At 71.3% G+C, this 13,807-nt stretch carries 11 protein-coding genes; 7 read left to right on the top strand and 4 right to left on the bottom strand.

Going from position 1 to position 13,807, the window contains the following annotated elements:
• Positions 1–246: 246 nt before the first annotated feature.
• Genes BLW76_RS19040 through BLW76_RS19015 form a run of 6 tightly spaced genes read left to right on the top strand, consistent with a single transcriptional unit; the run spans position 247 to position 7,587 of the window.
• On the top strand, positions 247–1,287 hold the full coding sequence (locus BLW76_RS19040) for a LacI family DNA-binding transcriptional regulator (RefSeq protein WP_091309205.1): 1,041 nt from the start codon (positions 247–249) through the stop codon (positions 1,285–1,287).
• Between the two features lie 13 nt (positions 1,288–1,300).
• Positions 1,301–2,332 carry a LacI family DNA-binding transcriptional regulator gene (locus BLW76_RS19035; protein ID WP_208613333.1) on the top strand — a complete coding sequence of 344 codons (1,032 nt, stop codon included), beginning with the start codon at positions 1,301–1,303 and terminating at the stop codon, positions 2,330–2,332.
• 15 nt (positions 2,333–2,347) lie between these two features.
• Positions 2,348–4,609: a glycoside hydrolase family 36 protein gene (locus tag BLW76_RS19030; RefSeq protein ID WP_091309199.1), complete on the top strand. Its 2,262-nt coding sequence runs from the start codon at positions 2,348–2,350 to the stop codon at positions 4,607–4,609.
• The gene (locus BLW76_RS19025; RefSeq protein ID WP_091309196.1) at positions 4,606–5,901 is read left to right on the top strand and encodes an ABC transporter substrate-binding protein; all 1,296 of its coding nucleotides are present in this window, start codon (positions 4,606–4,608) and stop codon (positions 5,899–5,901) included. The genes BLW76_RS19030 and BLW76_RS19025 overlap by 4 nt, the downstream gene beginning before the upstream one ends.
• On the top strand, positions 5,888–6,763 hold the full coding sequence (locus tag BLW76_RS19020) for a carbohydrate ABC transporter permease (protein ID WP_091309194.1): 876 nt from the start codon (positions 5,888–5,890) through the stop codon (positions 6,761–6,763). The genes BLW76_RS19025 and BLW76_RS19020 overlap by 14 nt, the downstream gene beginning before the upstream one ends.
• Positions 6,760–7,587 carry a carbohydrate ABC transporter permease gene (locus BLW76_RS19015; RefSeq protein ID WP_208613332.1) on the top strand — a complete coding sequence of 276 codons (828 nt, stop codon included), beginning with the start codon at positions 6,760–6,762 and terminating at the stop codon, positions 7,585–7,587. Before BLW76_RS19020 ends, BLW76_RS19015 begins: the two co-directional genes overlap by 4 nt.
• 88 nt (positions 7,588–7,675) lie before the next feature.
• Here BLW76_RS19015 and BLW76_RS19010 read toward each other — a convergent pair whose 3' ends face one another.
• Positions 7,676–9,835 (bottom strand): hypothetical protein, encoded by a 2,160-nt coding sequence (locus BLW76_RS19010; protein WP_143060643.1) that lies wholly within the window; start codon positions 9,833–9,835, stop codon positions 7,676–7,678.
• A 42-nt stretch (positions 9,836–9,877) separates the two neighbouring features.
• Positions 9,878–11,437 (bottom strand): alpha-L-fucosidase, encoded by a 1,560-nt coding sequence (locus BLW76_RS19005; RefSeq protein ID WP_091309189.1) that lies wholly within the window; start codon positions 11,435–11,437, stop codon positions 9,878–9,880.
• Positions 11,438–11,834: 397 nt separating this feature from the next.
• Here BLW76_RS19005 and BLW76_RS19000 point away from each other — a divergent pair, with 397 nt between their 5' ends.
• On the top strand, positions 11,835–12,785 hold the full coding sequence (locus BLW76_RS19000; RefSeq protein WP_091309186.1) for a CE1 family esterase: 951 nt from the start codon (positions 11,835–11,837) through the stop codon (positions 12,783–12,785).
• 46 nt (positions 12,786–12,831) lie between these two features.
• On the opposite strand, the gene BLW76_RS18995 is transcribed toward BLW76_RS19000, so the two are convergent.
• A complete protein-coding gene (locus BLW76_RS18995) occupies positions 12,832–13,383 on the bottom strand; it encodes a TetR/AcrR family transcriptional regulator (RefSeq protein ID WP_091309183.1) in 552 nt (183 codons plus the stop codon).
• On the bottom strand, positions 13,380–13,787 hold the full coding sequence (locus BLW76_RS18990) for a nuclear transport factor 2 family protein (protein WP_091309181.1): 408 nt from the start codon (positions 13,785–13,787) through the stop codon (positions 13,380–13,382). Before BLW76_RS18990 ends, BLW76_RS18995 begins: the two co-directional genes overlap by 4 nt.
• Between the last annotated feature and the right edge of the window lie 20 nt (positions 13,788–13,807).

Here is a 13,807-nt window from a genome sequence, read left to right as displayed (position 1 = left end):
CGCGTGGAGACTAGGGGGCGCGCGGCCGATTTGTAAATCTCATGATCGCCACGTGGTCGTGACCATTTCGAAACAACCGGATCGGCCGTTCGGCCGTAGCGAGCACCGATGTCGAATAAGTCGAATTCCACACCCGCTTGACCAGGGCGATCGAGCCCACTAACGTCAATCCCCGCATTTCATGTTACCGGTCACATGCCTCGGACAACCCACTGGACAATCGGGCGAACGAGAAGGTCATCGACGATGCGCAATTCCTCCGATGTGACCGGGAACGCGGTCGGCGGCAAGACCGTGACGGTCGCCGACGTGGCCACCGCGGCCGGCGTTTCGCCCAGCACGGTGTCCTACGTCCTCACCGGAAAACGGCCGATTTCGCCGCGGACGCGGCGCCGGGTCATGGAGAGCATCCGCACGCTCGGCTACCGGCGGCCCGGTGCCCCCGGCTCGGCGTCCGGCTGCCGCGTCGGCGTCGTGGCCGTCGCCGTGCCGCCGCACGGGGACCAGAGCACCGGCACCGGGGCGGAGTTCGTCGCCGGCGCGGTCGAGGCCGCGCGCGGGAACCGCCTCGACCTGCTCCTGCTCACCCAGGACACCGGCGGCGACGCCCTGCACCGGGTGTTCCACGCGGCACTGGCGGACGCAGCGATCGTGATGGACGTCGAAGCCGACGACCCGCGCGTGCCCCCGCTGCTCGCCGCACGCGTCCCGGCCGTGCTCGTCGGCGGGCAGCCCACCGAACACCCGGCCCTGGCGCACCTGGGCTTCGACTACCCCGCCGCGGCTGCCGCCTGCGTCGCCCACCTCGCCGAGCTCGGCCACCGGTCGATCGTCCACATCGGACAGCGGTCCGCGGCGGTCCGCACGACGGCCTTCGCCGCGGCGTTCGCGGCCGCCGCCGGCCACCGCGGGATCCGCGCGTCGTCGCACCCGGTCGGCGTCGCCGGGGACGAGATCGAGGACCGCCTGGCACGAGTGCTGGCCGAGGCCGCGCCCACCGGCCTGGTCGTCGACGACGAGGCCGCCCTCCCGCGGGTGCTGGCCGCGCTGGCGAACCGGGGCCTCGACGTCCCCGGTGACCTGTCCGTCGTCGCGGTCTGCTCGGAGACCGTGGCGAACGCCCGGCGCCTCCCCCTCACCGCCGTCCTGGTCCCCGGGCGCACCCTCGGCCGCCTGGCCGTCGAACTCCTCGCCCGGCAGCTCGAAGTGCTCACGCCCCCGTCGGCCGAGGTACTGTCCCCCGAAGTGATCATCGGCGGGAGCACCGCGCCCGCCGCCGGCTCCTGACGGCGAGGTGCCGGTGAGCGGTCACGGCGAACAGCGCAAGGTCAGCATCCGCGACGTCGCCCGGGTGGCGGGCGTGTCGCACCAGACCGTTTCGCGGGTCATCAACGGCCACCCCCGGGTCACCGGCGACACCCGGGAGCGGGTCAACCACGCCATCGCGGAGCTCGGGTTCCGGCCGAGCCGGGTCGCCACGGCCCTGGCCGGCGGGCAGGTGAAGGCGGTCACCGTGCTGGTCTCCGACACCGCGCTCTACGGCTACGGCGCGGCCCTGCAGGGGATCGAAGCGGCCGCCCGGGAAGCCGGGTACGCCGTGGGCGTCTGCGCGCTGGCGTCGGTGGCACCGGAAAACCTGGCGGCGACCGTCGCCCGGGTGGGTGATCCGTCCGCCGGCGCGCTCCTCGTCATCGCCTGGGACCAGGTCGGCATCCAGGCGCTGCACGCGGTTCCGCCCGGCGTCGCGGTGGTGGCGCTCGCCGAGGCCTCCGCCACCCCGCCCGCCCCGCCCTGCCCGACGATCCGGCTCGACGACGGCGCGGCGGCGGCCCACGCCACGCGGTACCTGCTGGAGCTGGGCCACCGGACCGTGCACCACGTGGCGATCCCGTCGTCCAGCGGGCGCAGCGACCGGATCCGCGGGTGGCGGCAGGCGCTGGCCGACGCCGGTGTGACGGCACCCGAACCCGTCCAAGCCTCGTGGACACCGCGATCGGGGTACGAAGCCGGCCGGGCGCTCGCGGCCGGCGCCGACGTGACGGCGGTCCTGTGCGGCAACGACGACCTCGCCCTCGGCGTGGTGCGGGCGCTGCACGAAGCCGGGCGGCGGGTGCCGGACGACGTGAGCGTGGTCGGCTTCGACGACGTCCCGCAGGCCGCCTACTACACGCCGGCCCTGACGACCGTGCGGCAGGACTTCGCCGGCCTCGGCCGGGACGGCTTCGCACTGCTCCACGAAGTGCTGGCTCCCGCCGCGCGGCGGCGGCCGCTGACCGCGCGGAAGCCCGAGCTGATCATCCGGGAAAGCAGCGGGCCGCCGAAGCGGCCGTGACACGGGGAGGCACGCATGAACACCCTGTCCTGGACCGCGGGCGGCATCGCCGTGCACCTGGTGACCGGTCCGGCGGACCCGGTGCGGGTGCTCGGGCTGGTGCCCGGGGCCGGCCCGGCACCGGCCGGGCCGGGTGTTTCGCTGGTCGAGCTCGACAGCCCCGGCGAAGGCCGGCTGGGCAACAGCACGTCGGCCCAGCACCGGCCGTACGCGGTGACGGCGGGCCTGCGCTACGCCGGCCACACGGAGGAGTCCACTTCGGACCGGACGATCCTGTGGGTGGAGCAGCGCGACGACGCACGGGGACTGCGCGTGCGCACCGCGCTGGAGCACGTGGCCGGGACCGAGGTGATCCGCGTCCGCTCCGAAGCCGCCAACACCGGCCGGGCCCCGCTGACGCTGACGTACGTTTCCTCGCTGGCCGTCACCGGTTTCGGCCCGATGGCCAAGCTCCGCCTTCACGAGGCACGCAACGCCTGGACCGCGGAACTGCGCTGGCAGCGGCGCACCGCCGAGCAGGCCGGCCTCGTCGACATCCGGCCCTTCGACGACGGGCAGGGCACCGCCAAGGGCCGCCACGCGGTCACCGCGACCGGCAGCTGGTCCAGCGGGGACTTCCTGCCGGTGGGCGGGATCGAGGACCTCGAGCGCGGCCTGGCCTGGGTGTGGCAGGTCGAGCACTGCGGCGCCTGGCACTGGGAGCTGGGCGACCACCACGGATCCCTGTACCTGCAGGCCGCCGGGCCCACCGGCCGCGAGCACCAGTGGCGCGTCACGCTCGCGCCGGGCGAGTCGTTCGCCACCGTGCCGGTCGCGATCGCGGCCACCGCCGGGGGCCTGGACGACGGGTTGCGCGCGTTGACGCGGTACCGGCGGGCGATCCGCCGTCCGGCGCCCGACCTCGAACGGCTGCCGGTCGTCTTCAACGACTACATGAACTGCCTCGACGGCAACGCGACCGAAGCCGACCTCGGTCCGCTGATCGACGCGGCCGCCGAAGCCGGCGCGGAGTACTTCGTGCTCGACGCCGGGTGGTACGCCGACGAGGGCAGCTGGTGGGACACCGTCGGCGAGTGGGAACCGTCCACCGTCCGCTTCCCGCACGGCATCGAGACGACGCTGCGCCGCATCACCGACGCCGGCATGACACCGGGCCTGTGGCTGGAACCGGAGGTCGTCGGCGTCCGCAGTCCCGTCGTGGACCGGCTTCCCGCGGAGGCGTTCTTCACCGACAGCGGGGTCCGGGTGCGGGAGAACGGGCGGTTCCACCTGGACTACCGCTGCGCCGCCGTCCGCGAGCGGATGGACCGGGTGGTCGACCGGCTCGTCGGCGAGCTCGGGGCCGGCTACCTCAAGCTGGACTACAACATCAGCGCGGCCGGCACGGACGCCGGCGGCGAGAGCACCGGCGCCGGGCTGCTCGGGCACAACCGCGCGTTCCTGGCGTGGCTCGACGGCGTGCTCGCCCGGCATCCCGCGCTGGTGCTGGAGAACTGCGCGTCCGGCGGGATGCGGATGGACTACGCCCTGCTCGCCCGCACGGCCCTGCAGTCGACCAGCGACCAGAAGGACCACGGCCGCTACGCGCCGATCGCGGCGGCTGCGCCGTCCGCGGTGACGCCGGAGCAGAGCGCGGTCTGGGCGTACCCGCAGCCGGAGCACGGGCCGGAAGAGGCGTCGTTTTGCCTGGTCAACGCGATGCTGGGCCGCGTGCACCTGAGCGGGCGGATCGACCGCATGGCTCCGGAGCAGGCCAAGCGGGTCCGCACGGCTGTCGAGGTCTACAAGCGCTACCGGAGCCTCCTGGCCCGCGGGCAGCCCCACTGGCCGCTGGGACTGCCCGGCCGGGACGACCGGTGGATCGCCCTGGCGGTGCACGACGACCACGAGTGCGTCCTCGCCGTGTGGCACCGGGGCACCACGGCGGGCACGGTGACCCTGCCGCTGCCGTGGCCCGACGGCGACCCGGCACCCGGCGATGGCCCAGCACCCGACAGCGGCCCGGCACCCGGCCGCGACCCGGCACCCGGCGATGGCCCAGCACCCGACGGCGACCCAGCGCCCAACAGCGGCCCGGCACCCGCCAGCGGCCCGGCACCCGGCCGCGACCCAGCACCCGCCAGCGACCCGGCTCCGGCCCGGGTGCTCTTTCCCGCCGACCTGCCGACCGGCCTCGACCTCGCCGGGGCCGGGGGCGCCCTGCGGATCTCGCTCCCCGCCGGGCCGTCGGCCCGGCTCATCCGGCTGCACCGACGCACCCGAGGAGAAACGCCGTGACCCCTTCGATCGATCGCCGCCGGTTCCTCCGGCTGTCTGCGGCGGGGCTGGCCGGCGCGGCCGCCGGGCCCGCCCTCGCCGCCTGCGGCGCCGACCGCGGTGACAGCGGCGAACTCGTGCTGTCCACCTGGAACATCCCGGAAGACATCAGGACCTACACGAAGTTCGCCCAGGACTACGCGGCGGCCCACCCGGGCGTGAAGATCACCGTGAACGTGACGCCCTCGGGCGACTTCGGCCAGTGGTTCTCCACGCAGCTCGCCGCGGACACCGCGCCGGACATCATCCGGATGACGTACCAGGCCTACGGCCGCTACGCGGGCAACGGCGGCCTGGTGAAACTGGACGACCACCTGCCGGCGGGCTACGGCGACGACTTCGCGCCTTCGTTCTGGCAGGCCGTGCGCACGGAGAAGGGCGTGTTCGGCGTGCCGCAGCACACCGACACCTTCGGCGTCTACTACCACAAGGACATCCTCGAAAAGGCGGGCGTGACACCGCCCGCCGAACTGGCGAAAGCGTGGGACTGGGACGAGTTCCGCGACGTCGCGCGCAAAGTGAAGGCCGTGACCGGCAAGTACGCCTTCGCCTACGGGTTCCAGGGCGTCAACACCGCCTACCGGTGGCTGCCGATCCTCTACATGCACGGCGGCAGGCTCCTCGAGGACGACCTCAAGACCCCCGCGATCAACAGCGCCAAGGGGATCGAGGCCATCGAGTTCAGCCGCAGCTGGTACGCCGACGGGCTGGTGCCCGCCGGCGACACGATCAAGGCCACCCAGGACGGCACGGCCGACCAGCTGTTCACCTCCCGCACGGTGGGCCTGCTCATCCACGGCGACTGGATCATGCAGCAGTTCGGTTCGCTGCCGGCCGGGTCGTGGGACGCCACGTACATGATCCGCAGCACCTCGGCGGCGTCGGACCTGGGCGGCAACGTCCTCGGCGTCACCCGCAGCGCGAAGAACCAGCAGCTGGCCGCCGACTTCGTCGCGTTCGTCTGCAACCAGGAGAACATGAAGTCCTTCTGCGAGCGCGACCTGTTCCTGCCGGTCCGCAAGTCACTGCTGGCGCAGCCGTTGCGGTTCGCGTCGAACGCGCCGGTGATGCAGAAGTTCGTCCAGCAGGCGGCGACCGTGCCCGAGGCGATGGTCCGGGTGGAGACGAGCCCGAAGTTCGACCCGGTCAACCAGGCCCTCGGCGACGAGCTCGACCTGTGCTTCACCGGCCAGCAGGACGCGGCGACCACGGCGCGCAGGATCGCGGACAAGGTCGGCCGTGCGCTCGCGTGACCGGGCGGCGCTGGCGCCGTACCTGTTCCTCTCCCCCGCGCTGGCGCTGTTCACCGTGTTCGCGTTCGTCCCGCTGGCGTACGCGGTGGTGCTCAGCTTCCAGGACGTGCCCGTGTTCGGCGACGGACAGTGGAACGGCGTGGCCAACTACACCCGGCTGGCCGCCGATCCGCTGTTCTGGGAGAGCCTGCGCACCACGCTCGTGTTCACCGTCGGGACGGTGCCGACCAGCATGGCGCTCGGCCTGCTGCTGGCGACGCTGCTGAATCGCGCCCTGCCCGCGCGGGCGGTGCTGCGCACCCTGTACTTCCTGCCGATGGTGGTCTCGGGCGTCGTCGTCGCCCTGGTCATGGACTGGATCTTCAACGGCGACGCCGGCGTGCTGAACAACCTGCTGCAGGCGCTCGGGCTCGCGCGCGTGCCGTGGCTGACGTCACCGTCCTGGGCCATGGTGACGCTCAGCGCGGCAATTGTCTGGGGCCGCATCGGGTTCTGCATGGTGATCTACCTGGCGGCGCTGCAGTCGGTACCGCCCAGCCTGCTCGAAGCGTCCACACTGGACGGAGCGAACCGCTGGCAGCAGTTCCGGTTCGTGACGTTCCCCCAGCTGCGGCCGACGACGTTCATGCTCCTGGTCGTCAACGTGATCTTCTCGTTGCAGGTGTTCGACGTGATCTACGTGCTGACCGGCGGCGGCCCCGGGTTCGCCACCACGGTGCTCCTGCAGGCGATCTTCCGGGCGGCGTTCACCCAGGGGGAAATGGGCTACGCGAGCGCCATCGGCGTGGTGCTCACGGTGCTGCTGCTGGTGTTCACGCTGCTGCAGTGGCTGGCTTCGCGGCGCCGGGAGGAGGCACTGTGACGAGCGCGCGGATGACGCCGGGCCGCTGGGCGATCTGGGCCCTGCTGCTGGCCGGCGGCTTGGTGATGGTCTTCCCGGTGTACTGGATGTTCGCCACGGCGTTCGCCCCCCGCGGCTCCCTGCTCGACGGCACGTTCCGGCTGTGGCCGCCGAGCTGGACGCTGGACAACCTGCGCGAGGCGGTGGCGAGCCAGCCGGTCGGCCGCTGGGCGGTGAACTCGGTGCTCACGACGGTGGCCGGGGTCGCGATCACGGTCCTGGTCAGCCTGCTGGCGGGGTACGCGTTCGCGAAGTACCGCTTCCGCGGCCGGAACGTGGTGTTCCTGGCCATCCTGCTGACGATCATGGTGCCGATCCAGGTGATCATGGTGCCGGAGTTCCTGGTGGTGGCCAAGCTCGACCTGGTCGGCACCCTCTGGGCGGTGATCCTGCCGCGCGCGGCCGAGGGGATCGCGGTGTTCATCGCGCGCCAGTTCATGCTGGGGATCCCGGACGAGCTCCTGGAAGCGGCCCGGCTGGACGGCGCGGGCGAGCTGACGGTGTTCCGCCGGGTGGTGCTCCCGCTGTGCGGGCCGCTGGTCGGGGTGCTGGTGATCGTGGCGTTCGTGTGGCGCTGGAACGACCTGATCTGGCCGTTGGTGGCGTTGAAGCCGGACCGGAACTACACGCTGCCACTGGGGTTGCAGTCGATGCACGGCACGTTCAATTCGCCGATCGAGGCGGTGATGGCGGTGAGCGTGCTGTCGATGGTGCCGGTGATCGTGGTGTTCCTGGTCTTCCAGCGGCGGTTCGTGCAGGGAATCACGAGCACGGGACTGCGGTGAGCGCGGCTCGGGCTGCGGCGGCGGCAGCGCAGTGAATGACTCATTCCTGACCTCCGACGCCAGGAATGAGTCATTCACTGCATCCGGGCTAGCTCGCCGCCACGGTGATCGCCGCGGTGTGGTCCGCGCCCGGCCGGACGTCCACCGAGAACAGGTGCGTCCCCGCGTCGTACCGCACCGCGCCGGCCGACCCGCTCGACGCCGTCACGTGCGGTGCCGCCGGGGCGTAGCCGCGGACCGTCACCGACTGCTCCGACGCCGCGAACGCGACCGTCGCCTGCACGCTGCCGTTGTCCGACAGCTGCGCGATCCGCTTGCTGCCCAGCGAAGCGAACTTGCCCGTGTCACCCAGGAACGCGATTCCGGACGAGCCGACCGGCGCCACCACGTAGTACGAGCCGTTCGCCGTCACCGTGTCGGTGAACGAGCCGCCCGCCGGCACCACGCGACCCGCGCCCGCGAAGTAGTTGTACACGTACGCCGATCCGGCCACGCCCATGCTGTTCGGGCTGAAGCTCACCGGCTGCGATCCGCCGTTGCGCGCGTACGCGAAAACGTACCCGCCCTTCAGTCCATTGTGGTCACTCGTCGTGCCGGCCACCATCGGCGCGTTCGCGTTCGCCGCGATCGCCGGGTACACGCCGTCCAGGGGGACGAGCGCGGTGTCCGGCTTGACGATCACGCCGTCGGACCGGACCGACTTCTGCAGGTTTGAAACGCTCTGCCTGCCCAGCGCGTCACCCACGCCGACCATGCCCGCCGACAGCGTCGCCAGCAGCAGGTTGTTCGTCTCCGTGCTCATGAACACGTCCGCCCAGGGCTGGACGCCGAGCGCGCTCGCGAACCGCGAACCGAACAGGAACGCGTCCCACTTCCCGCGCTCGAACCGGTCGCCGCTGACGCGGGTGGTCTCCAGGTTGGGGTAGAGCGTGCTCTGCAGGTTGTTCCACGGCAGCGCCATGCAGTACTGCATGGTGATGCCCTTCGCCGCCGCGGCGCGGGCCATGTTGCCGAGGTAGCCGTCGGGGTCGGTCAGGTTGTACTTCGGCTGCGCCTTGGCCGACAGCCAGTCCTGCTCGTAGGTGACCACGCCGGCGCTCGCCAGGTAGTCCATCGCGCTGTTCCAGAACGCCGCGTCCTTCACCACGTCACCGGACATGCTGTACTGCTGCCGGTACGGGCTCGCCGGGTCGATCCAGCGCGCGTGCGTCACCAGCGGCACGCCCACCTGCTGCTTGAACGCGGCCAGCCCGTTCGGGAACAGCGCCGGCGCCGCGCGGTAGGTGTACTCGCCGCCGCGGTCCGTGCCGTTGCCCTGCCACGAGTTCGACGACCCCTTCGGGTACCACCAGCTGTCCAGCTGCAGGTAACCCACCGGCGTGCCCTTCGCGGCGAAGTCCTTGACCACGGCGTCGAGCGTGCCCGCGTAGCCGCGGGCGGTGTCGTACTTGTAGTAGTACGTGGCGCCGTTGTCGGTCCAGTAGCCCAGCTTGTTCAGCGTCGCGTTGGCGTCGTTGGCCACCGGCCGCTTGCCGCCCAGGGCCAGCAGCGCCGAACCCCACGTGCCGTAGGTGCTGTTGACGCCGCTGCCCACCACCAGCAGCGTGCGGTGGGTGAAGCCGGCGGGCAGCGTCCCCACGCTCGAGGTGATGCCGGCCGACACGGTGTTGCTGCTGCTGCTGCGCGTCATGGCGGCGACGGGGAAGTTGTCCGCCGGGGACACCAGGTAGCCGCGGTTCTGGGCGTCGAAGGTCAGCAGCGGGCTGTCCGGGGCCAGCGTCCCGTTGAACACGTACGGCGACCAGGACGCGTGCTGGAACGACTGGCGGTAGGGCAGGGCCGGCGAGCCGAGGGCCGGGAAAGTCGCCCCGGACGCCGCGGTGTTCGCGACCGACGCGAGGTTGGTCGAGCCGAACAGCACCACCGGCGAGTTCTGGTAGACGCGGATGCTGCCGCTGCGGCGCACGCTGTCGGTGTAGGTGAACACGATCTCCTGGTACTGGCCGATCGCGTCGGTGCCGGTGTTCGTGCTCTGGCCGGTCACCGCCCGCCCGACCGTGCCGGTGAACGTCCACGCGGCGGGCTGCTGGGTGGTGATCCGGTAGCTGCCGTCGGCGTTGACGGTGGCGGTGATGCCGGCAGCGGCGACCGAGCCGCCGCTTCGGGCGTCGGCCACCCCCACCGTGCCGGTGAGCAGCAGGGCCGCCAGGGGTAGGGCGAGCACACGTCGTCGGGTGCGAGGGGACATCAAGGCTTTCTCCGAACCGTGCGAAGGGGCGGGGGACAGCTCTCAGGCCGGGATCCGGTCGGAGAAGGTGAACTTGAGGACGTAGGCCTGAGCGCTGAACGGCGCCGTGGCCGAAGGCATGGCGACGCGCAGGCCACCGCCGTCCTGGGTCGGCCGCGGCAGGTTCACGTAGCTGCCGGCGGTGTTGGTCAGCAGCTGCGTCGACACCAGACCCGCCAGCGGGAAGCGGGACGCGGTCAGGGTACTGATGGTCGTCGTGGCCCCCTGCCAGCCCAGGACGGTCGCGTAAAGCACCTTGTCGTCCTTGGTCCGGGTGAACCGGATGTCCTGCGCCGTCCCGGCTTTCGGGCCGGTGAACGAGCCGCCGCCCATCTTCGTCGGGCCTTCGCCGAACGACGACCACGACCGCGTGGCGTAGACCGACTCGCCGAACCGGCCGAGGTAGTCGCCGATGCCGAGCAGGATGCCGCGCTGGCCGTCGGGGATCGTGCCGTCGGCCATCGGGGCGATGTTCAGCAGCGTGTTCCCGCCCTTGGCGACCCGGTCGAGGATCGAGTGCAGGATCGCCTTGAGCGAGTAGTAGCCGATGCCGTTCGTGTAGCACCAGCTGGAGCTGGAGATGCTGTCGTCGGTCAGCCAGTACGGCGTCAGCAGGCCCGCCGGGCCACCGCGCTCGTAGTCGTAGACCTCGCCGCGGTTGTTGAACCCGTCCTTGTAGGTGGCCACCACGTCCTTGTTCCAGGAGACGGCCTTGTTGTAGTAGTAGGACAGGAAGTTCAGCCGCTGCGCCTCCGGGATCCGGCCCAGGTTGAAGTCCTGGTAGATCAGGTCGGGCTGGTAGCCGTCGATGATCTCCTGCAGTTTCGCGTACCAGAGCTGGTTTTCCGCCGTCGCGCCGAGCTGGCCGTAGAGCTTCTTCAGCGACGCGTTCGACTGCGCGGGCACATGGTCGTAGTAGCCGGTGAAGTTGAAGGCGTGGTGCAGCGCGCACAGGAACTTGAGGCCCTGCCCGCGGATGGCCTGCCCGTGCAACCCGACCAGGTCCAGCTTCGGGCCCTTGGCCACGGAGTTCCACTCGTTGGCTCGGCTGTTCCACATCGAAAAGCCGTCGTGGTGCTCGGCCACCGGGCCGGCGAACTTCGCGCCCGCGGCCTTGAACAGCTGCGCCCACGCGACCGGGTCGAACCTCCCGCCCGCCGAGGTGAGCTTGGGTGCGAACTGGACGAACCGGCCCGACTTGTCGTTCGCCCCGTTGATGAAGTTGTGGTACGGCCACGCCAACGGGTCGCCGAACACCTGCTTGTGGTGGTTGTTTTCGCTGGATCCGCTGACGTACATGGTGCGCGGGTACCACTCGTTGCCGAAGGCCGGGACGCTGAAGACACCCCAGTGGTAGTAGATGCCGAACTTCGCGTCCTGGAACCAGGCCGGCGCCGGCGGGTGCCGGTCCACCGACGCCCACGTCGGGGTGTAGCTGCTCGGTCCTTCCGTCGCCCCGGCTCCGGGAGCGAAGCGCACCAGCGAGGCAGCCGTGACAGCGCCTGCGGCGGCCAGCACCGTGCGCCGGCTGATCGGGGGCGAGGCCGGGAACTCCAGGGACATGGCAGGCACCTTTCGCGGACCACGGGAGGGGCGAGCGCGGGACATCCTCGGACGAGAGGGGTGTAGGCACGATGCTGAAACCGCGCTCGCCAATGTGTCAACCGGCTGAACAAAATCCCCGCGCTCGCGTCGAATTCCGTCGATCCGCACGCTGTTCCGCCATCGGCGGAGCGGCACGCGGCCACATCATCGGCGTTGCGCAGCCGAAACCGGTGCCCGGAATTTGTTCAGCGCAAGAAAACGCCGGCCCGAGACCGTCCTAAAAGGACCAAAACCTGTAAGTTTCAACCCCGGGGAACCGGAAACCGCTGCCCGCCGCGGCGCGCCCTTGACTTCCGGCGAACGGCCTTCACACCATCGTCCCCAGCCCACCCTCCGTTCACCCCCAGGGAGAATCATGCGGTTCACGACCCACGACCCCGCGCCCGGACGGCGACGGCGCCGGTGGCCCGTGGTGCTCGCCGCGCTGCTGACGGCGGCCACCCTGCAGACGGCGGCCGGCCCGCCGGCGTCGGCCGCCGTCGCGAGCACCACTGCGGCGAGCGCGGGGTGCGGCAAGGCACCGGCTCTGGCCACCGGCAACCACACCATCAGCAGCAGCGGCAAGAGCCGGAACTACATCATCACCATCCCGGCGAACTACGACCGCAACCGCTCCTACCGGCTTGTGTTCGGGCTGCACTGGCGGGGCGGCAACGCCACCGACGTCGCCACCGGGCGGACCGTGCTGACCGACGTCTGGGCGTACTACGGGCTGCGGCGGCTGGCCGGTGACAGCACCATCTTCGTCGCGCCGCAGGGGATCGACAACGGCTGGGCCAACTCGGGCGGCCAGGACGTGACCTTCGTGGACGACATGCTCCGGCAGATCCAGAACGGCCTGTGCATCGACACCACGCGGATCTTCTCGGTCGGCTTCAGCTACGGCGCCGGCATGAGCTACGCGCTCGCCTGCGCACGGGCGAACGTCTTCCGCGCGGTCGCGCTCTATTCGGCGGGGCAGCTCAGCGGGTGCAGCGGCGGTACGCAGCCGATCGCCTACCTCGCGGCGCACGGCATCGGCGACGGCGTGCTGAACATCGGCGGCGGCCGGTCACTGCGCGACCGGTTCGTGCGCAACAACCAGTGCACCCCGCAGAGCCCGCGGGAACCGGCGAAGGGCAGCCGCACCCACATCGCCACGACGTACGCGGGCTGTTCGGCGGGCCATCCGGTCGAGTGGGTGGCGTACGACGGAGGCCACGACGCCAGCCCGGCCGACGGCGCCAACGCCACGGCCCCGGCACCGGTCAAGGGCCGCACCACGTGGCTCCCGGCGGAGACCTGGAAGTTCTTCACCCAGTTCTGAGGGGAGACGCGTTCCGGGCAGCGGGTGTCGCGCCGCCCGGGACGCGTCACGTTTCCCGGGCCGGATCGGCGAGGTCGAGCAGCCACGCGCTCCACCCCGTGTCGGCCCGCCGGTCGGGCAGGTCGAGCGCCGTCGACACCGTCTGGACGAGGCCCGTCGCGAAGAACGTCCGCACCCGCAACGCGTCCGCGCCCGTCAGCCGTCCGATCGTCGCCATCAAATCCAGGTGCCGCCGGCGTACCGCCTCGCGGACCGGCTCGTCCGCCGCCGCCGCGTAGCCCTGGAGCACCACCAAGCCGACCGTCGGATCCTTTTGCAGCAAGCGCACATACGCCACGCCCAGTGCGGGCAGCGTCGGCTCGGCGTCGGCGAACGCCGCCTCGATGCGGTCGTACGCCGCGTGCACCACCTCCAGGAACAGCTTCTGCTTTGACCCGAACATCTGCACGATCCGCGGGTGCGAAATCCCCGCGCGGGCGGCGATGGCCTCCAGCCGCGTGCCCGCCAGCCCGGTTGCGGCGAACTCGACGTCGGCCGCCTCGATGATCCCCGCCCGGCGGGCCGCGGCGGGGAGGCGGGCCGGACCCGCGTCGCTCACCGGTTCCCGAGCTGGCTCAGCACGAACTTGTTGTCGTACAGGCAGCGGTACTCGTGGATCAGCCCGTCCTCCCCCAGCTCCAGCCGGTCGTCGCCGTGGAACTCGACGACCTCGCCGGTCTTGGCGAACGTGCCGGTGAAGCGCCACGCGACGAGCACGGCGCGGCGGCTCACCTCCGGGTACAACCCCATGCGCGTGAACGAGTAGTCCGGGTACGCGCGCGCCATGCGGGTCACGAACTCGCGGATCGCGTCCGGCCCGTGCTCGGTCTCCGCCAGCGCGGGTTCGTCGTAGACCAGGTCGTCCGCGCACATCGCGGCGACCGCGTCGGCGTCGTGGCCGTTCCACGCCTTTTCCCACCGGGCGCTGAGCGCCTCGGCCTCGTCGATCGTGAAGGTCGTCATGCGTTCTAACTTACAAGTTA

Origin of the sequence: Amycolatopsis tolypomycina, assembly GCF_900105945.1 — a bacterium.
GTDB classification, from domain to species: domain Bacteria; phylum Actinomycetota; class Actinomycetes; order Mycobacteriales; family Pseudonocardiaceae; genus Amycolatopsis; species Amycolatopsis tolypomycina.
This window is presented reverse-complemented; position numbering and strand designations above follow the sequence as displayed.

Excerpts from the sequence above, each read along its gene's own strand:
- BLW76_RS19040 (WP_091309205.1), top strand. The coding sequence starts at position 247 with ATGCGCAATTCCTCCGATGTGACCGGGAACGCGGTCGGCGGCAAGACC.
- BLW76_RS19030 (WP_091309199.1), top strand. The coding sequence starts at position 2,348 with ATGAACACCCTGTCCTGGACCGCGGGCGGCATCGCCGTGCACCTGGTG.
- BLW76_RS19010 (WP_143060643.1), bottom strand. The coding sequence starts at position 9,835 with ATGTCCCCTCGCACCCGACGACGTGTGCTCGCCCTACCCCTGGCGGCC.
- BLW76_RS19005 (WP_091309189.1), bottom strand. The coding sequence starts at position 11,437 with ATGTCCCTGGAGTTCCCGGCCTCGCCCCCGATCAGCCGGCGCACGGTG.
- BLW76_RS19000 (WP_091309186.1), top strand. The coding sequence starts at position 11,835 with ATGCGGTTCACGACCCACGACCCCGCGCCCGGACGGCGACGGCGCCGG.
- BLW76_RS18990 (WP_091309181.1), bottom strand. The coding sequence starts at position 13,787 with ATGACGACCTTCACGATCGACGAGGCCGAGGCGCTCAGCGCCCGGTGG.